This is a genomic window from Novosphingobium sp. B 225 (genome assembly GCF_002198665.1).
Taxonomy (GTDB): domain Bacteria; phylum Pseudomonadota; class Alphaproteobacteria; order Sphingomonadales; family Sphingomonadaceae; genus Novosphingobium.
This window is the reverse complement of record NZ_MWLM01000034.1, coordinates 56876-79433: the sequence shown is the minus strand read 5'-3', so window position 1 is coordinate 79433 and position 22558 is coordinate 56876. Positions and strand designations below refer to the sequence as shown.

The 22558-nt window shown below is 63.4% G+C and carries 23 protein-coding genes; 17 read left to right on the top strand and 6 right to left on the bottom strand.

Annotation, left to right across the window (positions count from 1 at the left end; genetic code table 11):
* Nucleotides 1–33: 33 nt before the first annotated feature.
* The 3 genes from MNBBLIKP_RS05330 to MNBBLIKP_RS05320 form a co-directional block, all read right to left on the bottom strand.
* A complete protein-coding gene (locus MNBBLIKP_RS05330) occupies nt 34–795 on the bottom strand; it encodes a glutathione S-transferase family protein (RefSeq protein ID WP_088308210.1) in 762 nt (253 codons plus the stop codon).
* 384 nt (nt 796–1179) lie between these two features.
* On the bottom strand, nt 1180–1683 hold the full coding sequence (locus MNBBLIKP_RS05325; protein WP_088308208.1) for a hypothetical protein: 504 nt from the start codon (nt 1681–1683) through the stop codon (nt 1180–1182).
* A gap of 234 nt (nt 1684–1917) precedes the next feature.
* Nucleotides 1918–3402, bottom strand: a complete 1485-nt coding sequence (locus MNBBLIKP_RS05320; protein WP_088308206.1) for an AMP-binding protein — start codon at nt 3400–3402, stop codon at nt 1918–1920.
* Between the two features lie 161 nt (nt 3403–3563).
* Here MNBBLIKP_RS05320 and MNBBLIKP_RS05315 point away from each other — a divergent pair, with 161 nt between their 5' ends.
* From MNBBLIKP_RS05315 to MNBBLIKP_RS05290, 6 genes are all read left to right on the top strand, one after another.
* On the top strand, nt 3564–5078 hold the full coding sequence (locus tag MNBBLIKP_RS05315) for an aldehyde dehydrogenase family protein (protein ID WP_088308315.1): 1515 nt from the start codon (nt 3564–3566) through the stop codon (nt 5076–5078).
* A 215-nt stretch (nt 5079–5293) separates the two neighbouring features.
* Entirely contained in the window at nt 5294–6166 is an 873-nt protein-coding gene (locus tag MNBBLIKP_RS05310) for an amidohydrolase family protein (protein WP_088308204.1), read from the top strand.
* A 4-nt stretch (nt 6167–6170) separates the two neighbouring features.
* Nucleotides 6171–6920: an SDR family NAD(P)-dependent oxidoreductase gene (locus MNBBLIKP_RS05305; protein WP_088308202.1), complete on the top strand. Its 750-nt coding sequence runs from the start codon at nt 6171–6173 to the stop codon at nt 6918–6920.
* A 4-nt stretch (nt 6921–6924) separates the two neighbouring features.
* Nucleotides 6925–7701, top strand: a complete 777-nt coding sequence (locus MNBBLIKP_RS05300; protein ID WP_088308200.1) for a glutathione S-transferase family protein — start codon at nt 6925–6927, stop codon at nt 7699–7701.
* Nucleotides 7702–7705: 4 nt separating this feature from the next.
* Nucleotides 7706–8446 carry an alpha/beta fold hydrolase gene (locus MNBBLIKP_RS05295; protein ID WP_088308198.1) on the top strand — a complete coding sequence of 247 codons (741 nt, stop codon included), beginning with the start codon at nt 7706–7708 and terminating at the stop codon, nt 8444–8446.
* 13 nt (nt 8447–8459) lie between these two features.
* Complete coding sequence (locus tag MNBBLIKP_RS05290; RefSeq protein WP_088308196.1) at nt 8460–9359, top strand: TauD/TfdA dioxygenase family protein; 900 nt, start codon at nt 8460–8462, stop codon at nt 9357–9359.
* A 160-nt stretch (nt 9360–9519) separates the two neighbouring features.
* Here the strand turns inward: MNBBLIKP_RS05290 and MNBBLIKP_RS05285 are convergent, their stop codons facing one another.
* Together MNBBLIKP_RS05285 and purU are read right to left on the bottom strand one after the other, a co-directional pair.
* The gene (locus tag MNBBLIKP_RS05285; protein WP_088308194.1) at nt 9520–9921 is read right to left on the bottom strand and encodes a VOC family protein; all 402 of its coding nucleotides are present in this window, start codon (nt 9919–9921) and stop codon (nt 9520–9522) included.
* Between the two features lie 15 nt (nt 9922–9936).
* Nucleotides 9937–10791: a formyltetrahydrofolate deformylase gene (gene purU, locus MNBBLIKP_RS05280; RefSeq protein WP_088308192.1), complete on the bottom strand. Its 855-nt coding sequence runs from the start codon at nt 10789–10791 to the stop codon at nt 9937–9939.
* Nucleotides 10792–10906: 115 nt separating this feature from the next.
* On the opposite strand from purU, the gene ligM reads away from it, so the two are divergent.
* The 10 genes from ligM (at nt 10907) to pheT (ending at nt 20728) form a co-directional block, all read left to right on the top strand.
* Nucleotides 10907–12310, top strand: coding sequence for a vanillate/3-O-methylgallate O-demethylase (gene ligM / locus MNBBLIKP_RS05275; protein ID WP_088308190.1), 1404 nt, complete (start codon nt 10907–10909; stop codon nt 12308–12310).
* Between the two features lie 22 nt (nt 12311–12332).
* Nucleotides 12333–13214 carry a methylenetetrahydrofolate reductase gene (locus tag MNBBLIKP_RS05270; RefSeq protein ID WP_088308188.1) on the top strand — a complete coding sequence of 294 codons (882 nt, stop codon included), beginning with the start codon at nt 12333–12335 and terminating at the stop codon, nt 13212–13214.
* Nucleotides 13215–13275: 61 nt separating this feature from the next.
* Nucleotides 13276–13953: an alpha/beta fold hydrolase gene (locus tag MNBBLIKP_RS05265; RefSeq protein WP_088308186.1), complete on the top strand. Its 678-nt coding sequence runs from the start codon at nt 13276–13278 to the stop codon at nt 13951–13953.
* Nucleotides 13954–13961: 8 nt separating this feature from the next.
* Nucleotides 13962–14396, top strand: a complete 435-nt coding sequence (locus tag MNBBLIKP_RS05260) for a gamma-glutamylcyclotransferase family protein (protein WP_088308185.1) — start codon at nt 13962–13964, stop codon at nt 14394–14396.
* 122 nt (nt 14397–14518) lie between these two features.
* Nucleotides 14519–14722: a 50S ribosomal protein L35 gene (gene rpmI / locus MNBBLIKP_RS05255; protein WP_088308183.1), complete on the top strand. Its 204-nt coding sequence runs from the start codon at nt 14519–14521 to the stop codon at nt 14720–14722.
* Between the two features lie 18 nt (nt 14723–14740).
* Complete coding sequence (rplT, locus tag MNBBLIKP_RS05250) at nt 14741–15100, top strand: 50S ribosomal protein L20 (protein WP_088308182.1); 360 nt, start codon at nt 14741–14743, stop codon at nt 15098–15100.
* A 204-nt stretch (nt 15101–15304) separates the two neighbouring features.
* Nucleotides 15305–16192: a helix-turn-helix domain-containing protein gene (locus MNBBLIKP_RS05245; protein ID WP_088308181.1), complete on the top strand. Its 888-nt coding sequence runs from the start codon at nt 15305–15307 to the stop codon at nt 16190–16192.
* A 65-nt stretch (nt 16193–16257) separates the two neighbouring features.
* On the top strand, nt 16258–17166 hold the full coding sequence (locus MNBBLIKP_RS05240; RefSeq protein WP_254912919.1) for a helix-turn-helix domain-containing protein: 909 nt from the start codon (nt 16258–16260) through the stop codon (nt 17164–17166).
* Nucleotides 17167–17243: 77 nt separating this feature from the next.
* Nucleotides 17244–18341: a phenylalanine--tRNA ligase subunit alpha gene (gene pheS / locus MNBBLIKP_RS05235; RefSeq protein WP_088308179.1), complete on the top strand. Its 1098-nt coding sequence runs from the start codon at nt 17244–17246 to the stop codon at nt 18339–18341.
* Complete coding sequence (gene pheT / locus MNBBLIKP_RS05230; protein ID WP_088308177.1) at nt 18338–20728, top strand: phenylalanine--tRNA ligase subunit beta; 2391 nt, start codon at nt 18338–18340, stop codon at nt 20726–20728. The genes pheS and pheT overlap by 4 nt, the downstream gene beginning before the upstream one ends.
* Before the next feature lie 362 nt (nt 20729–21090).
* On the opposite strand, the gene aroC is transcribed toward pheT, so the two are convergent.
* Nucleotides 21091–22164: a chorismate synthase gene (gene aroC / locus MNBBLIKP_RS05225; protein ID WP_088308175.1), complete on the bottom strand. Its 1074-nt coding sequence runs from the start codon at nt 22162–22164 to the stop codon at nt 21091–21093.
* A gap of 71 nt (nt 22165–22235) precedes the next feature.
* Between aroC and MNBBLIKP_RS05220 the strand changes: the two genes are divergently transcribed.
* Complete coding sequence (locus MNBBLIKP_RS05220; protein ID WP_088308173.1) at nt 22236–22547, top strand: antibiotic biosynthesis monooxygenase family protein; 312 nt, start codon at nt 22236–22238, stop codon at nt 22545–22547.
* The last annotated feature ends 11 nt before the right edge of the window (nt 22548–22558 follow it).

The following is a 22558-nucleotide window of genomic DNA, read 5'->3' as shown; positions in this document are numbered from 1 at the left end:
CTGACAGGCGGCTTTCGCGAAATAATCAGCAAACTAGGACATTGGCCAAATCACCCGGCCAGATAGAATTTCGTCCAAAAACCACTCATGATAACCTCGTGCCAGCATCCACTCTATGCGGTCACCTCGCCAAGCGATCTTTGTCGTTTCGTGGGTGTCGGCAGACATCGTTTTGAGAAAGTTGCGGGTACGCCGCGCATCGTCGCGAAAAAGCTCAGTTGCTTTCATCTGCGTCAATAGCATCGCTGTTCGTTCAAATCTCGAAGCATCGAGCTGAAATCCTAAGGGTTCGATAGCCGCCAAATGCGGCCAAAGGGCAAAGTCAGCCAGGCCGGGCGTGTCGCCAAAGCTGAATGCTCCCATGTTGGCGAGAAGGGCTTCAGTTTCTGCGAATGCGGCATCAAGGTCGCGTTGGCCTGCCTCTTTCAGTCCGGGTGGTGCGCTGTCACTGCGCTTTGCCCAGCTCCACAATGAGCAATTGACCAAAATCGGGTCAACACGTGTATCAAACAGGCGCTCCAACGCTCGCGCTTGGGCGCGCGTTGCAGCATCGCGCGGCAAAATGGAGGGTTCAGGATAGGCATCCTCCAGATACGCTAGGATGTGCGCAGAATTCGAAACCACAACTTTGCCATCGATCAACGTTGGAACTTCTCCTCGAGAGTTCAACCGCCACAAGAGGGCATGGTTTGCATGGGTCAGACCATCAATAGCTTCATAAGCTATTCCCTTATGCTCGAGGGCCAGCGCCACCTTACGCGCAAATGGGCTAAACCAGTTTGTGATTAGTTCCATCGGATGCTGTCCAAATGCTGTATGCTGTCAGCAAGTTGCCTCACAATTCGTTTTTGCCACCGCGATATGCCAACCTGAACGAACGACTGTTTTTGGGCAACAGCAACATTCATGCTTACGACCAAAATCTTGTCGTATCCGGAAAGGCCGGTTCGCTACCAATGTCGCGGCAAGTTGCCGCCTGAAAGGCACATCGCCCTTCGCATCCCGCTTCTGTTCTCCGTCACCCGCATCGCGAGCCACGCGTATCGCTATGCGGGTGACAGGTAGTGCTGGCTGGCGCTCAATCCCGCGGCAGCAGGTGTTTCTGGACCTTGCCCGAGGCGGTGCGCGGGATTGAACCGGTCAGGACTACGCTGGCGGGTTTGAGTTTGGCAGCTCTCGCTACCGGCTTTTGGTCACGTTGCAGCGATACACGAATGGATGATCTAGCTTGGCGTCTGCGCCTTCGAAATAGACGTATGCTCGCGCCTTATCCCAGTCGAGAATGCGGTTCTCGTTCAGTGTCGAAATCCATAGATCGACAGCTTGGTGCGGATAGCGATCCCGATAAAGCATTAAACCGCTAACCTCATCGGTTGTGGTCAAGAAGATTGCTCCAGACATTCGCTGAGAGACGCCTTCGAACCGCACCTCGCCATCGGCATGCCAAAGGTCAACCCCGGCCTCCTTGTCGGTATATCTCCCTGTCATCTCGCCCGAGAACTCAACTTTCTTCACAATATTCCGCGAGTTGGGGACATTGAGCGGAATGGCATCATCTTCGGCGTCGAATATGCAGTTTATGTCGGCTGTCTCACGACTTGAAGCCGGACTAAGATATTGAGATACAAAGAAGGCCGAGGTGCCCACAGCGGCGACTATGGCGTATCTTGCAAGATCTCTCATCTCACCATGCTGCCGGAAATCGACGCTGTTTGGAAGCGTGGCATACTTCTAGGTTCATGTGACACCGAATGTCCGCAATGTGGTCGTATCCAGAAGGGCCGGTTCGGTGCCAATGTCGCGGCAGGTTGCCGCCTGAAAGGCACATCGCCCTTCGCATCCCGCTTCTGTTCTCTGTCACCCGCATCGCGAGTCACGCGTATCGCTATGCGGGTGACAGGTAGTGCTGGCTGGCGCTCAATCCCGCGGCAGCAGGTGTTTTTGGACCTTGCCCGAGGCGGTGCGCGGGATTGAATCGGTCAGGACTACGCTGGCGGGGACCTTGAATTTGGCCAGCCGGGCGGCGCAGTGGGCCAGGACTTGTTCCGCGCTGAGCGCCATGCCTTCGCGCACGATCACGAAGGCCCGGCCGACCTCGCCCCAGCGTTCGCTGGGCACGCCGATCACCGCGACTTCGGCGATCTCGGGCAATTCGGCGAGCGCGGCTTCGACTTCTGCCGGATAGACGTTTTCGCCGCCGGAGATGTACATGTCCTTCTTGCGGTCAACCAGGTAGTAGAACCCGTCGGCATCCATCAGGGCGGCGTCGCCGGTTTTGAACCAGTCGCCCGCGAACGCCTTGGCGGTGAGTTCGGGCTGGTTCCAGTAGCCCTTGGTCACGCTGGGGCCGCGAATCCACAGTTCGCCGGTTTCGCCCTGGGCCACGTCCGCGCCCGCATCATCGACGATCCGGGTTTCGACTGCCATCAGCGGCTGGCCGCACGAACCGGCCTTGGCGATCAGGCGTTCGACATCGAGCACCGGCATGGCGAAGTTGGAGCAGGTTTCGCTCATCCCGAAGCCGTCCGAAAAGCGGATCCCGGCGCGGGCGAAGCGTTCGACCTGCGCCTTGGGATTGGGCGCGCCGCCGGTGACGTAGAGTTTGAGGCCGTGCAGCTTTTCCGGGGTGAAATCGCCGTGCTGCCACAACGTCGTCGCCATTTGCGGGACCGAGAAATAGTGGGTGATGCCAAGGTCGCGGTCGGCCATGCGGGCCAGGGTTCTGGCGGGATCGAAGCCGGGGCTGATCCACACCGTCCCGCCGGTCTGCACCGGCACGCGCGCCGCGGCGAACAGCCCGGCGGTGTGGAACAGCGGCATGTCGCACAGGAACACGCTTTCGTAAGAGACCAGGCTGCCGAGGGCGAAATTGGTGGCGCCCCAAAAGGCGTTGGCTTCGCTGATCATCACCCCTTTGGGTCGCCCGCTGGTGCCGCTGGTGTAGAGCAGGGTTGAAGGCAGCTCCCAGTCGCGGCGGGCAGCGGCGGGGGCGCGGGTGCCGGGTGTGCCAAGGGTTTCCAGATCGGCCAGCAGCAGCTTTTCGGCCGGATAGTCCGGCACGGTGAATTCGGTATCGTGGAAGATCAGGCTGGGTGCTGCGTCGGCCATCAGGGCGGCGATTTCGGCGGGGGCGAGCCGCCAGTTGTAAGGCACGAACACCGCGCCCGCGCGCGCGCAGGCCCATTGCAGCACCAGCATATTGGGGTGGTTGCGGGTCAGCGTCGCCACCCGCGCGCCGCTGCTCGCCCCCAGGCGGTCCACCAGCCACGCCGCCGCGCGATCGATGGCCGCGTCCAGCTCTGCCCAGGACCAGCGCCGCCCGCTTTCGGTACAGCCCACCGCGAGCCGCGCGGGCATCGATTTGGCATAAGTGCGAATGGAATCGACGAGGACGGCGGACATCGGCACAGTGCTCCCAAAGCTGTGAGTCATGCCATAGCGCGATTATTGCTATGGTCAATAACAATCCAGCCCTTGCATCGGGTCGGATAATTTGTAAGTCTTACCTACTAATTCGACTCCGGACCAGCAAGGCCGGAACGCCTGTGGAGAGGATGTACTTCATGAACGAAATGACCACCATCGACCGCACCCAGCGCGCCTACTCCCCCGCCGCCCAGGCCTTTCTGGCGCGCAAACCGGCGCTGTTCATCAACAACGAATGGGTCTCCTCCAGCCACGACAAAGTGATCGAGGTGGAAGACCCCACCAGCGGCAAGATCGTCGGCCACGTGGTCGATGCCTCTGACCGCGATGTCGACCGCGCCGTCGCCGCCGCCCGCGCGGCGTTTGACGATGGCCGCTGGTCGGGCCTGCCGCCGATGGTGCGCGACCGCACGATGAACCGCCTCGCCGACTTGCTCGAAGCCAACGCCGACCTGTTCGCCGAGCTGGAAGCAATCGACAACGGCAAGGCCAAGGGCATGGCCGGTGCGGTCGATGTGCCCGGCGCGATCAGCCAGCTGCGCTTCATGGCCGGCTGGGCCAGCAAGGTCGCCGGCGAAACCACTGCGCCCTATACCATGCCGGCCGGGGCGGTGTTCTCCTACACGCTGAAAGAGCCGGTCGGCGTCTGCGCCCAGATCGTACCGTGGAACTTCCCGCTGCTGATGGCCGCGCTCAAGATCGCCCCGGCGCTGGCCGCAGGTTGCACCATCGTGCTCAAGCCGGCCGAGCAGACCTCGATCACTGCGCTCAAGCTCGCTGATCTGGTGGCTGAGGCTGGCTTCCCCGCTGGCGTCCTCAACGTCATCACCGGCAACGGTCACACCGCCGGGGACCGCATGGTCAAGCACCCGGACGTCGACAAGATCGCCTTCACCGGTTCGACCGAGATCGGCAAGCTGATCAACCGAAATGCCACCGAGACGCTCAAGCATGTCACACTGGAACTGGGCGGCAAGAGCCCGGTGGTCGTGATGCCCGACGTCGATGTCGCCGCGACTGCCGCAGGCGTATCGGGCGCGATCTGGTTCAACGCGGGCCAGGTCTGCGTCGCCGGATCGCGGCTCTATGCCCACCGCTCGGTGTTCGACCAGGTGCTCGAAGGCATGGCGCAGAACGCCCCGTTCTGGGCCCCGCGCGCCAGCCTTGATCCCGAAGCCCATATGGGCGCGATCATCAGCAAGGAACAGCACGACAAGGTGATGGGCTATATCGAGGCCGGCAAACGCGACGGCGCCAGCGTGGCGCTGGGCGGTGATGCCCCGTCGAACGGCGGCGGCTATTTCGTCAACCCGACGATCCTGGTCGATGTGAACCCGCAGATGAGCGTGGTGCGCGAGGAAATCTTCGGCCCCGTGGTGGTCGCCCAGCGATTTGACGATCTGGACGAAGTCGCGCGCGAGGCCAACAACACCTGCTATGGCCTGGGCGCTGGCGTATGGACCAAGGACGCAACCACGATGCTCAAGCTCGCGGGCAAGATCAAGGCCGGGACCGTGTGGGGCAACTGCCACGCCGTGATCGACGCCGCGCTGCCGTTTGGCGGCTACAAGGAGAGCGGCATCGGCCACGAACAGGGCCGCCTGGGGATCGAAGCCTATCTTGAGACCAAGACCGTGATCATCCAGATGTAATTTGTGCGGGAGGGGCTGCGAGACGCATCACCCCTCCCGCACCGTCATCCTGAACTTGTTTCAGGATCCATCGTGCAGCCAATCCGGCACGCGCGAGCACAAAATGGCCGGGCCGCAAGGTGTTCAAACGCCCCACGCGTTGGTCAAACCGCACAATGGACCCTGAAACAAGTTCAGGGTGACGAATGTGAACGCAAAAAGAGGAACCAAAACCTGTGCCCATCGACCTTTCCAAAATCAAAGCGATCGACGTCCACGTCCACGCGGAGGTCAGCTGCCACGATCCCGAAGATCCGGTGATGGGCCAGTTTTTCGATGCCGCCAGCGCCTATTTCAAGGCCCCGCGCGAACGCCCCAAGATGCCGGAAATCGCCGAGATCTACCGCGAACAGCAGATCGCCTTCTGTCTGTTCACGGTCGATTGCGAAAGCGGGATCGGAGCCAAGCGGGTCTCCAATTATGAAGTGGCCGAATTCGCCGCCAAGAACGATGACGTGTGCATCCCCTTCGCCTCGATCGATCCGCACAAGGGCAAGCTGGGCGCGCGCGAGGCGCGGGATCTGGTGGAGAACTGTGGCGTGCGCGGGTTCAAATTCCACCACATCATGCAGAACCTCGAACCGGCGGCGCAGGTCGGCTATCCGATTTACGAGGTAATCAACGAATACAAGCTGCCGGCAATCTTCCACACCGGCCATTCGGGCATGGGCACCGGTATGCGCGGCGGCGGCGGGGTCAAACTGAAATACGGGCAGCCGATGCTGGTCGACGATGTCGCGGTCGACTTCCCCGACATCAAGATCATCCTGGCCCACCCCAGCTGGCCGTGGGTCGATGAAAGCCTGTCGATGGCGCTGCACAAGGACAATGTGTTCATCGATCTGTCAGGCTGGAGCCCCAAGTACTTCCAGCCGCAGATCATCCAGTATGCCAACACCCAGCTGCGCAAGAAAATGCTGTTCGGCAGCGATTTTCCGCTGATCCATCCGCAAAAATGGCTCGATGCCGCTTTGCAGGTGGGCTTCAAGGAAGACGTCCTGCCCGGCATCATGAAAGACAACGCCGCGCGGGTGCTGGGGCTGGCCTGAGTCGATGGACTTTACCGGCCAGCACATCGTCGTCACCGGCGCTTCGACTGGGATCGGCCGCGCCACCGTGGTGCGGCTGGTGGCGGGCGACGCGAAAGTGAGCGCGATTGCCCGGCGTGCCGACCTGCTGCAGGAGCTGTGCGCCGAGCTGGGCGACAGGGCGAAGTGGACCGCCGCCGATGTCGGCGATCAGGCGGCGCTGACCGCTGCGCTCGACAGCGCGGTCGCGCAGCATGGGCCGATCGACGGCCTGTTCCTCAACGCCGGGACCGGCGGCACCTTCGCCCCGCTCGAAGCCTATAGCGATGCCAATTTCGAGCAGCTGATGGCGGTCAACATGCTGGCGCCGTTCTGGGCGGTGCGCCACGTGCTGGGGGCGATGAAGGCGCGCGGGCGCGGGGCGATCCTGATCACCGGTAGCCTGGCGAGCGAGCGCGGCATGGCCCTGAACGTCGCCTATGTGATGAGCAAGCACGCCGTGCTGGGCCTGGCCCGCGCCGCCGCGCTGGAAGCCGCGCCGCACGGGGTGCGGGTCAACTGCCTGATCCCCGGTTTCATCGCCACCCCGCTGCTCGATGGCGTGCCGCCCGAACAGCTGCCCGCACTGGCCGCCAATGTCCCGCAGGGGCGGGTGGGGACTTCCGAAGAGACCGCCGAAGTGGCCGCCTTCCTGTTGTCCGACAGCGCCAGTCACGTCACCGGGCAAAGCTTTGCCGTCGATGGCGGCGTGCTTGGCACCCTCGCAGTGAGATAGACCGATGACCCTCAAATACTACCACGCCGAACCACTGGCCAATTCGCTGAAATCGATGGTCCCGCTCAAGGAAAAGGGGCTGGCCTATGAAAGCCGCTATGTCGATCTGCACAAATTTGAGCAGCATCAGCCGTGGTTCGTAGCGATCAATCCGGAAGGGCAGGTGCCGGTGCTCGACCACGACGGCACGATCATTACTCACACCACAGTGATCAACGAATATCTTGAAGACGCCTTTCCCGATGCCCAGCCCGCCGATGGCCCACTGCGCCCGCGCGATCCGCTGGGTGCTTCGCGGATGCGGTACTGGAACAAGTTCGTGGACGAGCACGTGATGAATTACGTCTCGATGCACGGCTGGCACCGCATGGTCGGGGTGATCGCCCGCAACATCGACAGCGGGGAATTCGACAAGCTGCTGGAAAGCATCCCCCTGCCCGACCAGCGCAAGAAATGGGCCACCGCCCGCTCCGGCTGGTCCGAGGCGGATCTGGCGGGCGCGACCGACAAGATCGTCTATGCCCTAGAAAAGGTCGAAAAGCAGCTTGGGGAAACCCGCTGGCTCGCGGGCAACGCCTATACCCTGGCGGACATCAATTTCTATTCGCACTGCGGGATGATGGTGGAGCGGATGTTCCCCGAGCTGGAAGTAGCGGCGAAATACCCCCGGCTAATCGATTGGCGCGAGCGGGTCACCGCCCGCCCCGCGGTGGCTGAAGCGCTGAAGAGCGAAGACCGCACTGCGCCGGGACTGCGCACCTGGTCGGGCCACGTGCGCTGACGCCATGGCCGGTTTTGTCCTGATCCATGGTTCATGGCACGGCGGCTGGTGCTTTGATCCTGTTGCAGCATTGCTGCGCAGCAAAGGCCACACCGTAGTCGCGCCGACCCTGCCCGGAATGGGCGGGGACGAGGCGGAACTGCGCGGCGTTACGCTGCAGGGCTGGGGCGCTTATGCTGCGCAGCAATGCCTTGATCTGAAAGCAGAGCTTGGCGGAGCGCCGGTGGTGCTGGCGGGCCATTCACGCGGCGGGCTGGTGGTCAGCACCGCCGCCGAGCAAGCGCCCGAGGCGATCGATGCGTTGGTTTACATCTGCGCGATGATGCTGCCCGACGGGATGAGCCGCGCGGCGTTCAAGGCGCTGGAAGATCCGACGCCGGATTTCGACGCACTGATCAGTCCAGTCGCGAACGGCGCGGGCACAATGGTCGATCCGGCACAGGCCGGGGCGGTGTTTGCCCAGCTTTCACCGCCCGAACTGGTCGCTGCCGCGCTGCCACGCCTGCTGGCAGAACCGCACGGGCCGCGTTCCACCCCGATCCGGGTCACACCTGAGCGCTGGGGCCGCCTGCCGCGCACCTATGTCGCATGCACCGAAGACCGCACGATCCCAATCACCAGCCAGCGCAAGATGCAGGCGATGAGCACCGGCGCGAAAGTGGTAACACTGCACAGCGATCACAGCCCTTATCTCTGCTGCCCGGTGGAATTGGCACAGGCGCTGATCGGGGCTATTCCCGCCTGAGAGGAGAGCGGCAATGCGCGAAGTACGGCTCAGCCCTGCAGGCAGCTATGACAATGCGCCGCGGGCCTATTCGCACATCACGGTCAGGCCACTGGCCAGCGCGATGGGGGCGGAACTGGTGGGCCTCGACCTGACTGCGCTGAGCGAAGCGGCCTTTGCCGAAGTGCAGGACGCGCTGTGGCGGCACAAGATGGTCTATGCCCGCCAGCAACACATGGACCATGCCGCGCACGAGGCTTTCGCCCTGCGCTGGGGCCCCTTCGCGCCCGATGCCTATACCAATGGCGTGCCCGGCCACGTCAATGTCCAGCCGCTGATCAAGGAAGCCGATGCGCGCAGCAAGGGCCTGTTCGGATCGGGCTGGCACACCGACAGCCCGTTCCTGCCCGAACCGCCCGGGGTGACGATCCTGCGCAGCGTGGAAGTGCCGCCGTGGGGCGGGGATACCGTCTGGGCCAATACCGCGCTGGCATACCGGATGCTCAGCCCGGCGATGCAGGCCATGCTGCGGCCCCTGCAAGTGCGGATGAGCGCGGTCAGCAACGCCTGGACGCAAAAGCAGGCCGACGGCAAGGAGCTGAATTTTGCCAGCGAAGCCGCGCGCGCGGCCGCGTTCGAAGGCAACGCCCACCCGCTGGTCCGCACGCATCCGATGACGGGCGAATTGTCGCTCTATCTAGACGAGGTCTATGCCGTTGGGATCGAGGGCATGACGCAAACTGAAAGCATCCCGCTGCTCGACATGCTGAGCCGCCACATCACCCAGCACCACTTCACCGCGCGGCTGCGCTGGGAGCCGGGTATGGTCACCATGTGGGACAACCGCGCCGCGCTGCACCTCGCGGCGAACGATTACGACGGGTTCCGGCGGGAGATGTACCGAACCACGATGGCGGGGGAACGGCCCATCTGAATGATCCTTCCCATTTTTGGCGAAGGCCACAAATGGGGAGGTGGATCGTCCAAAGGACGAGACGGAGGGGTTTGCGGCGAGGCCTTTAGCCCTCCGTCATTCGCTACGCGAATGCCACCTCCCCATTTGCACTGCGTGAAAATGGGGAGGATCTGCCGCCTTAATCCCCGAAGAAATTCAATTCCAGCAGCACATTGTTCGGATCGGCGGTGAACACCTGGCGCAGGCCAATCGCGGTGATGTGGTTGGTCTGGTAATCCAGGCCCCGGCTCTCGATCCGACGGATCACTTCGTCATAACCGGTGCAATTCAGCGCAACGTGATGCACCGCCCCGGTCAGCGCGCCGGGTTGGACCTCGCGGTCATAGGCGCGGATACAGTCGGTCGAATTGATGTGCAGGATCGGCTTGTCCGCCTTGTCGTACATCCACTGTGCGGTCTCAGGCGTCAGCGGCGGCGGCGCATTGCGGCGATCGAGCCCAAGCAGGTCCGCGTAAAACGCGCAGGTGCCGTCAAGATTGTCGGTGATGATGTTGACGTGATCGAGTGCATTGACCTGCATGGGCCGTCTCCTGCGCTAGCTTTTGAACACTACCGTCTTGTCGTGGTTGAGCAACACCCGGTCTTCCAGATGCATCCGCACCGCTTCGGCCAGAACCCGGCGTTCCACGTCGCGGCCCTTGCGGACCATGTCTTCGGGCGCGTCCGAATGGGTCACGCTTTCGACGTCCTGATGGATGATCGGCCCTTCATCGAGATCGGCGGTCACGTAATGCGCGGTCGCGCCGATCATCTTTACCCCGCGGGCGTGGGCCTGATGATAGGGCTTGGCGCCCTTGAAGCCGGGCAGAAAGCTGTGATGGATGTTGATGCACCGGCCCGAGAGGAACGCGGCCAGATCGTCCGACAGGATCTGCATATAGCGTGCCAGCACCACCAGTTCGGCCCCGCTTGCAGTCACCACCTGCTTGATCTGCGCTTCCTGCGCGGCCTTGGTGTCCCTGGTGACCGGGAAGTGGTGATAGGGCACGTCCCCGATCAGCGAGATCGACAGCGCTTCGCGCGGATGGTTGCCGATGATCGCCACGACCTCCATGTTCAGTTCGCCAATGCGGTTGCGGTACAGCAGGTCGCCCAGGCAGTGGTCGAACTTGCTGACCATCAGCACCACTTTGCGCCGCGCACCCTTGGCGCGGAGTTGCCAGGTCATGCCATATTCGGCCGCCAATGGTTCGAACCCGGCGCGAATCGCGGCCATATCGCCCGCCTGCGGATCGAATTCGACGCGCATGAAGAACTGCCCACCGGCAGAATCGTTGTACTGCTGCGCTTCCAGGATGTTTCCACCCTTATCAAACAGATAACCCGTGACGCGGGCAGTGATTCCGGCGCGATCGCGGCAGGACAGGGTGAGGATCTGAACCTCGGACATTGGCATTGCTCCCATTGAACCGTCACCCCGGGGTGACGGCGCTTTTCGTTTGCACTGATAACAAAATATAGTATGCACTGCATACAAAATTCAACCGGAGAGGAGTCGGGGCACAATGGCCGCCACCAATCTTGATCAACTGCTCGCCAGTCAGGGCAACATCGTCGACATGCTGCGCAATTCGCAGCTGGGTGCTTACGTCTATCCGGTGGTTGCGCCGGAATTCTCCAACTGGCGATCTGAACAGTGGGCCTGGCAGCACAGCGCGGTGCTGTTCGATCAGTCGCACCACATGGTCAACCTGTACATCCGCGGCAAGGATGCGGCCAAGCTGCTCTCCGACACGATGATCAACAGCTCAAAGGGCTGGAGCGTCAACAAGGCCAAGCAATACGTCCCGACCACCCCCTATGGCCACGTGATCGGCGATGGCATCATCTTCTGGGAAGAAGAAGAAAGCTTCACCTATGTCGGCCGCGCGCCGGCCAGCAACTGGCTGCGCTATCACGGCGCGACCGGCGGCTATGACGTTGAGATCGAACTGGACGACCGTTCGCCGATGCGCCCGATGGGCAAGCCCGTCACCCGCAAGGAATGGCGTTTCCAGATCCAGGGCCCCAATGCCTGGAATGTGATCGAAAAGCTCCACGGCGGGCCGCTCGAACAGCTCAAGTTCTTCAACATGAGCACCATGAACATCGCCGGCAAGACCGTGCGCACCCTGCGCCACGGCATGTCGGGCGCGCCGGGCCTCGAAATCTGGGGGCCTTATGCCGAACAGGAAGAGATTCGCGCCGCGATTCTGGAAGCGGGCAAGGAATTCGGCCTGATCCCCTGCGGCAGCCGTGCCTATCCGTCGAACACGCTGGAATCCGGCTGGATCCCCAGCCCGCTGCCCGCGATCTATACCGGCGACAAGCTCAAGGGCTTTCGTGAATGGCTCGGCGCTGACAGCTACGAAGCCACCGGCTCGATCGGCGGCTCGTTCGTGTCGGACAAGATCGAGGACTATTACCTCAACCCGTGGGAACTGGGTTACGGCGGCTTCGTCAAGTTCGACCATGACTTCCATGGCCGCGAGGCGCTGGAACAGGTCGATCCGGCCAAGCAGCGCAAGAAGGTGACGCTGGCCTGGCATCCGGAAGACATGGCCAAGATCATGGCATCGATGTTCAACCCGGACGGCGAGGCTTACAAGTTCTTCGACGTCCCGCTCGCCAACTATGCCTCGTCGAATTATGACGCGGTGACCGATGCCGATGGCAAGCTGCTGGGCGTGTCGATGTTCACCGGCTTCTCCTACAACGAAAAGCAGGCGCTGAGCCTGGCCACGATCGATCCTTCGGTGCCGTTCGGCAGCGAAGTGCGCGTGGTCTGGGGTGAGCCGGACGGCGGCACCCGCAAGACCACGGTCGAACCGCACAAGCAGCTGTCAGTCCGCGCGATCGTTTCGCCCGTGCCCTACAGCCGGGTGGCGCGCGAAACCTATCAGGAAGGCTGGCGCTCGCAGGGGCTGTAAGGCTGAACGGGAGGAGAGGCCAATGGCCAAGGCAGCCGAACTGATCCACCCCAATTGGGACAAGGCCCCCGCCGGTATCACCGATGGGTTCAGCCTGGAAATGACCGCCAAGGATGAGGGGTCGCTGCGCGAAGCAGCACCCCTGATCCCGGCGGACACCCCGGTGGCGATCACCTATCTTCCCGGCGAGGAGCTGGCCGCCCGCGTCGCCGCCACCGTGGCGGTGCGCGAGCTGGGATTTGAACCGATGCCGCACTTTTCAGCGCGGCGAATCACGTCCGAGGATGATTTTGAAGGTTACCTCAAAGCCGTGGTTGAACAGGCCGGGGTCAAGCGCTGCTTCATCGTTGCGGGCGATCCGCCTGAGCCGCAGGGCCCCTATTGGGACACCATGGCCCTGATCAAGACCGGCGCGTTCGAGCGTTCGGGCGTGCAGGCTATCGGCGTGGGCGGTCATCCGGAAGGCCACCCGAACATGACCGAGGCGGAATGCTGGGCCGTGCTGGATGCCAAGGTCCGCGAAATCGAAGCTCGCGGCATGGCAGCGCTGATTGTCACCCAGTTCAGCTTCGATCCGGACGCTTGCCTCGCCTGGCTCAAGGAATTGCGCGCGCGCGGGATTGAATGCCCGGTGCGGATGGGCGTGCCCGGCCCCGCCGGGATCAAGCGCCTGCTCGCCTATGCCGCACGCTGCGGCGTGGGGGCATCGACCGCGGTGCTCAAGAAGTACGGCATCTCGGTCACCAACCTGCTCGGCACGGCCGGGCCGGACAAGCTGGTCAATCAGTTCGCGCGCGGGCTGGGTGATGAACATGGCCGGGTGCGCCTGCACTTCTATCCGTTCGGCGGCATGACCAAGACGCTTGAATGGATCCAGGAATACAACGTCAAGCACGGGATCTGAGCGCTGGGCCTTTGCGCCTGACCACCTCGGCAATCCCGCAGCGGCACATGGGGAGAGGTTGATGGCGAACTATGTCCTGGTTCACGGCGCGTGGGGCGGCGGGTGGTCATACGACCGGCTGGCACGCGAACTCAAAGAGCGCGGGCACAAAGTGCTGGTTGCGCAGCTGGCGGGGCTTGGCACCCGCAAGGACGGCCTCAATCCCGCGATCGACCTGTCCACCCATGTCCGCGACGTGGTGGGCCAGATCGAGGCAGAGGGGTTCGACCGGTTCGTGCTGTGCGGCCATTCCTATGGCGGGATGGTGATCACCGGGGTCGCTACCCGGCTGGGCGCGCGGATCGATGCCTTGTGCTATATCGATGCTTTCCTGCCTGCTGACGGGCAGTCGCTGTGGGATATTACCGGCGATTACGAACACCGCTGGTACATCGACACACAAAAAGACACCCCCGGGCTGGTCGCACCGATTGGCGGAGTTGAGCTGCTGAAGAATCCGCGGTTTGGCCGTCATCCGCTGCTGACCTTGCTGGAGCCAGTGCACTTCACTGGCGAAGAAGCCAAAGTGCCGCGCCACACCTACATTTTTGCCGGCGAGTGGCAGCCCACCCCTTTCCCGCGTTTTCGGGACAAAGTGAAAGGCGATTCCGCCTGGCAGCTGCACGAAGTGGGCGGCGGGCATGACGTGATGGGCGATGAGCCGGAGAAGCTGCTGGAGATCGTGTTGGGGCTGGCATAGGTCAGCCAATGCACTTTTTCTTTTACGGCACCCTGCTCGACGGCAGTGACAATCCGGTCGCGCAGGACATTCATGCGCTGCTCGACCCGCTCGGCCCGGCGCAGGTTGCGGGCGACCTTCATGCGATCCCCGATGCGCAAGGGTGGTTTCCCGCCTTGGTTCCGGGAGGCGGACAGGTTCACGGTAAAGTCTATCGCGCCCGCGCGCACTTTACTCCCGCAGACCTTGCGCGAATGGACGCTTATGAGGATCTCGATCCGGGTGATCCGGCAGGCTCGCTCTATGTCCGCCAAGCCATGCTGCTGGCAGGCGGGGGCGAAGCGCAGACCTATGTCTGGAACCGTCCTTTGCCTGCTGGATCGCAACCGATCCCCGGCGGCAGCTTTCGCGACTGGCTGACCGCGCAAGGATTCGAGCAATTCCGCGGCCTGCGCGACGCTTAGAGCTTGCACTCCCACCGATTCGCCATTAGGGGCCCGCCCTTCAACCGACACGGATTCGATGATCGGCCTGGCCAACAGGGCTGCCAAGGCGGATCGGACGTGTCTTCATTGAGGAGACGAAAATGCCCAAGCTCAAGACCAAGAGCGGCGTGAAGAAGCGCTTCAAGCTCACGGCAACCGGCAAGATCAAGCACGGCGCCGTCGGCAAGCGCCACCGGCTGATCAGCCACAATGCCAAGTACATCCGTCAACACCGCCGGACCGACACGATCTCTGACGCTGATGCGAAGACGATCAAGAAGTGGGCGCCCTACGGGCTAGGCTGAGCTGAGGAGTACTGAATTATGGCACGCGTCAAACGGGGTGTTACCACCCGCGCCAAGCACAAGAATATTCTGGAACAGGCCAAGGGCTATCGCGGTCGTCGCAAGAACACGATCCGCGTTGCCCGTCAGGCGGTCGAAAAGGCCGGCCAGTACGCCTACCGCGACCGCAAGGTTAAGAAGCGGACTTTCCGCGCACTGTGGATCCAGCGCATCAACGCGGCTGTCCGCGCCGAAGGCCTGACCTATTCGCAGTTCATCCACGGCACCAAGCTGGCCGGGATCGAGCTGGACCGCAAGGCCATGGCCGATCTGGCGATGAACGAAGGCGGCGTCTTTGCGGCCGTCATCGCCCAGGCGAAGGCTGCCCTGCCGGCCTGATTCTCTGGCCCGGGCAAGGAATGCCAATGAACAAGGGGCGCGCCGGACCACCGGCTGCGCCCCTTTTCGTTTGAACTGAAAGACTTGCTCGAATTAGGACACTGAGATCGTTCCCAATGCTTGCCCTTGTTGCACGATACCGCCAATCTGGCTGCGCTGTGGTGGAATTTGCACCGTTCAGGGCCAGGTTCAGGGGATCCAAAAATGTCGAGCCAGCACGTCGGCGATGCCGTCACGGTGCGTTTCTTCATGCCTTCCCCGGCGCTGGCCCCCTATATTTCAACCTATTACCTGACCGAAGTGCGCGGAGCTGCAGGAACTACTGTGCAGGACTGGCTCCATCCCGAATGGGCCAATGTCCGGCTGACCCACACGCCAAACTGGCAGGCCGCGATCGGCAACGAGGCGCTGCGCGAACCAGCCGCGATGATCGGCACCGGGCCGACTTGCCAGGCGACCCACTTTATCACCGGGCCAGCGCGAATCTGGGGGATCGGCGTGCTGCCGCTGGGCTGGGCCCGGCTGTGCAGCGGCGAAGCCGCGCATCATGCCGACCAGTTTACCGACGCCCGGACCGACCCGACCTATGCCGCGTTCACTCCGCTCTATGACCTGACCTTTACTGACCAGAGCGATCCGGCCGCCGAAGCCGCCCGGATCGACGCCTATCTGCTGGAAGAGCTGGGCCGCCGCCCGACGAGCGAGGATGAACCCCGGATCCGCGCCGCACATGGCGCGCTGCTGGATAACGAAGTGGCAACGGTGGGGGATCTGGCAGATCGCCTGGCCCTGTCACCGCGCTCGCTGGAACGGCTCAGCCTCAAGGCCTTCGGATTTTCGCCCAAGCTGCTACTGCGCCGCCAGCGGTTCCTGCGCAGCCTGGCGCAATTCATGCTCGATCCTTCGCTGACCTGGATTAGAACGCTCGATTGGCAATATGTTGATCAGGCGCATTTCGTGCGTGATTTCAAGCGCTTCATGGGAATGAGCCCAAGCGCCTATGCCCAGCTGGATCACCCGGTACTGCGGGCCGCCGCCCAGGCCCGCGCGGCAGCGGCCGGGGCCGCAGTGCAGGCGCTGCACCAGCCCTGACCCCCTTGCCAAGCGGCTGCGGCGCGTGTCATGCCTTGGCCGAAGAACGGGGGAAGGAACCTTCGGTGTCGTCGGATCTATCAGTGAGGGTGCGGTTCTATCCGCCGCCGGATGACCTGCGGCGCTACTTCACCACGTTCTATCACACTGAAATCACCGTGCCGCCCGGCCAGACCGTGACCGACGCCTTGCACCCCGAATGGGGCGGACTGCGGTTCTTCGCCGGAGCCACCCCGCGTGCGGCGATCGCGCCCGGCGGGGAGGTTGCGGGTGCGCGCTTTGTCGCCTCGGGGCCGACCACCCGCAAGATCGACTTCACGCTGGGCACCACCCGGATGTGGGGCGTCGGGCTTTTACCGCTGGGCTGGGCGCGGTTCGTGCGGGCCAGTGCGGGCGATCACGCCAATCTGGTCTGCAATGGGGACCGCCACGCCAGCTTTGCCCACTTTGCCCCGCTGGCCGACCGGCTTTGCGGCACCCCCGGCGATGTCCAGGCCGAACTCGCGCAGTTCATCGCCTTTTTCCGCAGCCTGCCCCGGGTGAGAGAGCGCGATGCAGAGCGGATCCTGGCGATCCACGCGGCGATGATCGATCCCGAAGTGGCCAGCGTTGCCCGGCTGGTAAGCCAGGTCGGCACCAGCCAGCGCACGATCGAACGGCTGACCGCGCGGCACTTTGGTTTTTCGCCCAAGCAGCTGCTGCGCCGCCAGCGTTTCATGCGCAGCCTGGCGCAATTCATGCTCGATCCCTCGCTCAAATGGATCGGCGCGATGGACTGGTCGTACCACGATCAGGCGCAATTCGTGCGCGATTTTCATGAATTCATGGGCCAGACCCCGCGCGAATATGCCCAGGCCGGGCACCCGATCCTGGACGTATTCATCCGCGAACGCGCGCGGGCGCACGGGGCGGCTGTGCAGACGCTCGACAGTCCCGAGGGGACCGAGCCCGAACCCAGCGCGACTGCAGCCTGACAATGCCGTTTTGACTCCGCCGCCCGCGCCGCTAAAGGCGCGGGTTCCCGATTTGCAATTGATGGAAGCCGGAAACCGTGGACTACGCAGCAACAGCACAGGAAGCGCAGGCGCGCATCGCCGCCGCGCCCGATCTTGACGCGCTGGAGAAACTGCGGGTCGAATTTCTGGGCAAGCAAGGCTCGGTCTCGGCGCTGCTGAAAACGCTGGGCGCGCTTTCGCCCGAGGAACGCCAAACCGTGGGCCCGCAGATCCACGCCCTGCGCGAAGGCGTGACCGAAGCGCTGGCCATTCGCAAGGCCGCGCTGGAACAGGCCGAACTCGACGCCCGGCTCGCGGCTGAACAGGTTGACCTGACCCTGCCCGCCGCGCAGACCCCGCGCGGTTCGATCCACCCGGTCAGCCAGGTGCTCGACGAACTGGCAGAGATTTTCGCCGATCTGGGCTTCTCGGTCGCCACCGGGCCCGAGATTGAGGATGACTGGCACAATTTCACCGCGCTCAACATTCCGGAAAGTCACCCGGCGCGGGCGATGCACGATACGTTCTATTTTCCGGATGTGGACGCCGAAGGGCGCAAGATGCTGCTGCGCACCCACACCAGCCCGGTGCAGATCCGCGCGATGTTGCAACAGGGTGCCCCGATCCGGATCATCGCCCCGGGCCGGGTCTATCGCTCTGACAGTGACGCGACCCACACCCCGATGTTCCACCAGGTCGAAGGGCTGGTGATCGATAAAGGGATCACGCTCGGCCACCTCAAGTGGACGCTGGAAACCTTCCTCAAGGCCTTTTTCGAGCGTGAGGACATCGTGCTGCGGCTGCGCCCAAGCTATTTCCCCTTCACCGAACCTTCGGTTGAAGTCGATGTCGGCTTTGCGCTGGTGAATGGCAAACGCGTGCTGGGCGGCAGCGGCGATGCGCCGGGCCACGGCTGGATGGAACTGCTGGGCTCCGGCATGGTGGGTCGCAAGGTGATCGCCGCCGGCGGGCTCGATCCTGACGAGTGGCAGGGCTTCGCCTTTGGCGTCGGCGTCGACCGGCTGGCCATGCTCAAATACGGGATGGACGATCTGCGCGCCTTCTTCGATGGCGATGCGCGCTGGCTGGGGCACTATGGCTTCTCGGCCTTCGATGTGCCCACCCTGTCCGCTGGCGTGGGAGCAGGCGCATGAAGTTCTCGCTGACCTGGCTGGGGGACCACCTCGATACCGATGCGTCGGTCGAACAGATCGCTGCCAAGCTCAACGCGATCGGGCTGGAAGTCGAAGGCGTGGAAGACGCCGCCGCCAAGCTGAGCGGCTTCACCGTCGCCAAAGTGCTGACCGCCGAACGCCACCCCAATGCCGACAAGCTGCAGGTGCTGAGCGTCGACATCGGTGATGGCAATCCGCTGCAAGTGGTTTGCGGCGCGCCCAATGCCCGGGCGGGGCTGGTCGGCGTGCTTGGCCTGCCCGGGGCGGTGGTGCCAGCGGGCGGCTTCGAGCTGAAGAAATCGGCCATTCGCGGCGTCGAATCGAACGGCATGATGTGCTCCACGCGCGAGCTGGAGCTGGGCGAGGATCACGACGGGATCATCGAACTGCCTGCCGATGCGCCGGTTGGTACGCCGTTCGCCCAATACCACGGCAGCGATCCGGTGTTCGATGTGGCGATCACCCCCAACCGGCCCGACTGCATGGGGGTTTACGGGATCGCCCGCGATCTTGCCGCCGCCGGGCTGGGCACGCTGAAACCGATCGCCGCGCAGGCCTTGCCAGGCAGCTTCGCTTGCCCCATGCCGATCCGCACTGACGATCCCGCAGGCTGCCCCGCCTTCTTCGGCCGCGTCATTCGCGGGGTGAAGAACGGTGCTTCGCCCGAATGGATGCAGGCCCGGCTGAAAAGCGCGGGCCAGCGCCCGATTTCGGCGCTGGTCGATATTACCAATTACGTCATGCTGGCCTATGGCCGCCCCGCCCACGCCTATGACCTCGCCAAGCTTTCTGGCGCGATCTTTGCCCGCCGTGCGCAGGATGGCGAGACCTGCCTGGCGCTCAACGGCAAGGAGTACACGCTCGATTCCGCGATGACCGTGATCGCTGATGACAAGGGCGTGCATGACATCGCCGGGATCATGGGCGGTGAGCATTCGGGCTGCAGCGAGACGACCACCGACGTGCTGCTGGAAGTCGCCTATTTCGATCCGGTCCGGATCGGTGATACCGGGCGCAAGCTGAACCTCACTTCGGATGCACGCCAGCGGTTTGAACGCGGGGTCGATCCGGCCTTCCTTGATGCAGGCCTTGAACTGCTGACCACGCTGATTGTCGAAAGCTGCGGCGGGGAGCCCAGCGAAGTAATCCGCGCGGGCGAACCGCCGGCCGGGACCAAAGTGGTCTCCTATAGCCCTGCCATGGCCGAAACGCTGGGCGGGGTGGCGATCCCCGATGATCAGCAGCGCGCCATCCTGCGCGCGCTGGGTTTTGCCAGCGACGCGCGCTGGAACGTGGTGGTGCCCAGCTGGCGCCCGGACGTGGACGGCGCGCCCGATCTGGTTGAGGAAGTGGTCCGCATCCACGGGCTGGACAATGTGGCCAGCGTGCCCCTGCCGCGCATGGACGGCGTGGCCCGGCCCACGGCTACACCGGCGCAGAAGCTGGAGCGCAAGGTTAGGCGCGCGGCGGCGGCGCGCGGGCTGAACGAGGCGGTGACCTGGTCGTTCCTGCCCGAAGCCGAGGCTGAACACTTTGCCGAGGGCAATGGCGGGCTGTGGGTCCTGGAAAACCCGATCAGCGAGGACATGAAGGCGATGCGCCCCTCGCTGCTGCCGGGGCTGCTATCTGCCGCCAAGCGAAACCTCGATCGCGGGGCGAGCGGCCTGAGGCTGTTTGAACTCGGCCGCCGCTATCTGCGCGGCGATGCCGGGCATTCCGACGAGCGGCTGACACTGGGCGTGGTGCTGGCGGGCGAAAAAACTCCGCGCGGCTGGGCGAGTGGCAAAGCGCAAAGCTTTGACGCGTTCGATGCCAAGGGCGAAGCTCTGGCACTGCTGGCTGAAGCCGGAGCGCCGGTCGACAACCTGCAAGTCATGGGTGAGGCGGGACCGCATTTCCACCCCGGCCAGTCCGGCACGCTGCGGCTGGGGCCCAAAGTGGTGCTGGCGCGCTTCGGCATGTTACACCCTGCCACGCTCAAGGCCTTCGACGTCGATGGCCCGGTCGCGGCGGTAGAGCTGTTCCTCGATGCGATCCCGGCGCGCAAGGCAAGCGGCTTTGCCCGCATCGCCTATGCTCCGCCCGCGTTGCAGGCCGTGACCCGCGATTTCGCTTTCCTGGTGCCGGTGGCGCTACCCGCAGGCGATCTGGTTCGCACGGTGAAAGGCGCGGACAAGGCCAACGTCGTCTCCGCGCGGCTGTTCGATGATTTCCGGGGTCAGGGTGTGCCCGAGGGGCAAAAAAGCCTGGCCGTGGAAGTGACGCTGCAACCGGGCGACAAGAGCTATGATGAGGCCGAGCTGAAAGCGATTGCAGAACGGATCACCACGGCGGCGGCGAAACTGGGCGCGGTGCTGCGGGGGTAAGCACCCCTCTCAACTCCGGCTAGGCGGCAAGCTGCCAAGCCTGCGTATCTCTCCCCTGACGGGGAGAGAGCCCAGAGAGGGGGTGCAGCACAGCCCCCCACTTCGCGTTTTCCTACAAGCCTGCGATCTGTCATAAGTTTGCCGCTGATTCAGCAGGCTCTTTGACATTGTCATCACGCATTTCCGCCGCAGCGGGCACATTTATAAGCGAAATAACGCCAAAAACGGCACTTCTGTCACCTTTTTCGGCGTAAAATGCTGTAAAATATCAATAAACCGCCCGGACAGGGTGTAACCTTTTTGTCCGGGCCTGTAACGCGCACCGGACCGCCCCTGGCCTGAAGGTTTGGCCGATATTTGGCTCAGGCCGGGCCGCACTGCCCCCGGTGCAGCAACTTGTGATCGGCCAGCACCAAGGCCATCATCGCTTCCACCACCGGCACCCCGCGAATGCCGACGCAGGGGTCGTGGCGGCCCTTGGTGAACATCTCGGTCGCTTCACCATCGCGGGTGATCGTGGGCTGGGGGGTCAGGATCGAGCTGGTCGGCTTGAACGCCACGCGCACCACCACCGGCTGCCCGGTGCTGATCCCGCCCGCGATCCCGCCCGCATGGTTGGCGGTGAAAACCGGAGCATCGTTTCCGGGCCGCATCGGATCGGCGTTCTGTTCCCCGGTCAGCCGCGCGGCGGCAAAGCCATCGCCGATTTCGATGCCCTTGACCGCGTTGATCCCCATCATCGCCGCCGCCAGATCGGCATCGAGCTTGCCATAGAGCGGCGCGCCCCAGCCTGCCGGGACGCCTGTGGCCACGCATTCGACCACCGCGCCGACCGACGATCCGGCGAGCCGCGCATCATCGACGATCTTTTCCCAGCGTTTGGCCGCTGCCGGATCGGGGCAGAAGAACGGGTTGTTGCCGATCTCCGCCGCATCGAAATTGGCCATATCGATTCGATCGCCGCCGATTTCGGAGACATAGCCAGTGATCGCCACTTCCGGAATCACCAGCCGCGCCACCGCCCCCGCGGCAACCCGCGCCGCGGTTTCCCGCGCCGAACTGCGCCCGCCGCCGCGATAGTCGCGAAAACCGTATTTGGCATCATAGGCATAGTCGGCGTGCCCCGGACGATAGGCTTTGGCGACTTCGGAATAGTCCTTGCTGCGCTGATCGACGTTTTCGATCATCAGCGAAATCGGGGTGCCGGTGGTCCGCCCTTCAAACACCCCCGACAGGATCCGCACCGCATCGGGCTCCTGCCGCTGGGTGGTGTATTTCGACTGCCCCGGTCGGCGCGCATCCATGAAAGGCTGGATCAGTGCCTCGCTCACTTCCAGCCCCGGCGGGCAACCATCCAGCACCGCGCCCAAGGCAGGCCCGTGGCTTTCGCCCCAGGTGGTGAAACGCAGCAAACGGCCAAAGGTGTTGACGGACATGAAGCGGCTTTGTCGCGGATATGGTAAAAAGTCCACTCCCAAGGCGCGTCACAAATGGTTAGGTAGCTGGCATGTTCCTCGTCGTCTTCCGCAACCGCAAACGTGCCGATATTGATCAGGCCGCCTACAGCGCCGACGCCATGCGCATGGAGGAACTGGCCCGGGCCCAGCCGGGATTCCTTTCGTTCAAGAGCTATGTCAGCGATGACGGGGAGGTTATCGCCCTGTCGGAATGGGCCGATGCCGCTGCGGCGCGCGACTGGGGCAGCCATCCCGACCATGCCCTGATCCAGGGCAAGGGGCGCGAGGCCTATTATCAGGACTATACGCTCTACACCGTCGAAAATCCTCGCACCCATCATTACGATCGCCCATGCGATTGAGCAGGTCAGAC

Coding starts and splice junctions, on each gene's coding strand:
- MNBBLIKP_RS05330 (WP_088308210.1), bottom strand. CDS start 795: ATGGAACTAATCACAAACTGGTTTAGCCCATTTGCGCGTAAGGTGGCG.
- MNBBLIKP_RS05290 (WP_088308196.1), top strand. CDS start 8,460: ATGCGCGAAGTACGGCTCAGCCCTGCAGGCAGCTATGACAATGCGCCG.
- rplT (WP_088308182.1), top strand. CDS start 14,741: ATGGCACGCGTCAAACGGGGTGTTACCACCCGCGCCAAGCACAAGAAT.
- MNBBLIKP_RS05300 (WP_088308200.1), top strand. CDS start 6,925: ATGACCCTCAAATACTACCACGCCGAACCACTGGCCAATTCGCTGAAA.
- MNBBLIKP_RS05220 (WP_088308173.1), top strand. CDS start 22,236: ATGTTCCTCGTCGTCTTCCGCAACCGCAAACGTGCCGATATTGATCAG.
- MNBBLIKP_RS05285 (WP_088308194.1), bottom strand. CDS start 9,921: ATGCAGGTCAATGCACTCGATCACGTCAACATCATCACCGACAATCTT.
- MNBBLIKP_RS05315 (WP_088308315.1), top strand. CDS start 3,564: ATGAACGAAATGACCACCATCGACCGCACCCAGCGCGCCTACTCCCCC.
- MNBBLIKP_RS05265 (WP_088308186.1), top strand. CDS start 13,276: ATGGCGAACTATGTCCTGGTTCACGGCGCGTGGGGCGGCGGGTGGTCA.
- MNBBLIKP_RS05245 (WP_088308181.1), top strand. CDS start 15,305: ATGTCGAGCCAGCACGTCGGCGATGCCGTCACGGTGCGTTTCTTCATG.
- pheT (WP_088308177.1), top strand. CDS start 18,338: ATGAAGTTCTCGCTGACCTGGCTGGGGGACCACCTCGATACCGATGCG.
- MNBBLIKP_RS05295 (WP_088308198.1), top strand. CDS start 7,706: ATGGCCGGTTTTGTCCTGATCCATGGTTCATGGCACGGCGGCTGGTGC.
- MNBBLIKP_RS05305 (WP_088308202.1), top strand. CDS start 6,171: ATGGACTTTACCGGCCAGCACATCGTCGTCACCGGCGCTTCGACTGGG.
- ligM (WP_088308190.1), top strand. CDS start 10,907: ATGGCCGCCACCAATCTTGATCAACTGCTCGCCAGTCAGGGCAACATC.
- MNBBLIKP_RS05325 (WP_088308208.1), bottom strand. CDS start 1,683: ATGAGAGATCTTGCAAGATACGCCATAGTCGCCGCTGTGGGCACCTCG.
- aroC (WP_088308175.1), bottom strand. CDS start 22,164: ATGTCCGTCAACACCTTTGGCCGTTTGCTGCGTTTCACCACCTGGGGC.
- MNBBLIKP_RS05260 (WP_088308185.1), top strand. CDS start 13,962: ATGCACTTTTTCTTTTACGGCACCCTGCTCGACGGCAGTGACAATCCG.
- purU (WP_088308192.1), bottom strand. CDS start 10,791: ATGTCCGAGGTTCAGATCCTCACCCTGTCCTGCCGCGATCGCGCCGGA.
- MNBBLIKP_RS05270 (WP_088308188.1), top strand. CDS start 12,333: ATGGCCAAGGCAGCCGAACTGATCCACCCCAATTGGGACAAGGCCCCC.
- MNBBLIKP_RS05320 (WP_088308206.1), bottom strand. CDS start 3,402: ATGTCCGCCGTCCTCGTCGATTCCATTCGCACTTATGCCAAATCGATG.
- rpmI (WP_088308183.1), top strand. CDS start 14,519: ATGCCCAAGCTCAAGACCAAGAGCGGCGTGAAGAAGCGCTTCAAGCTC.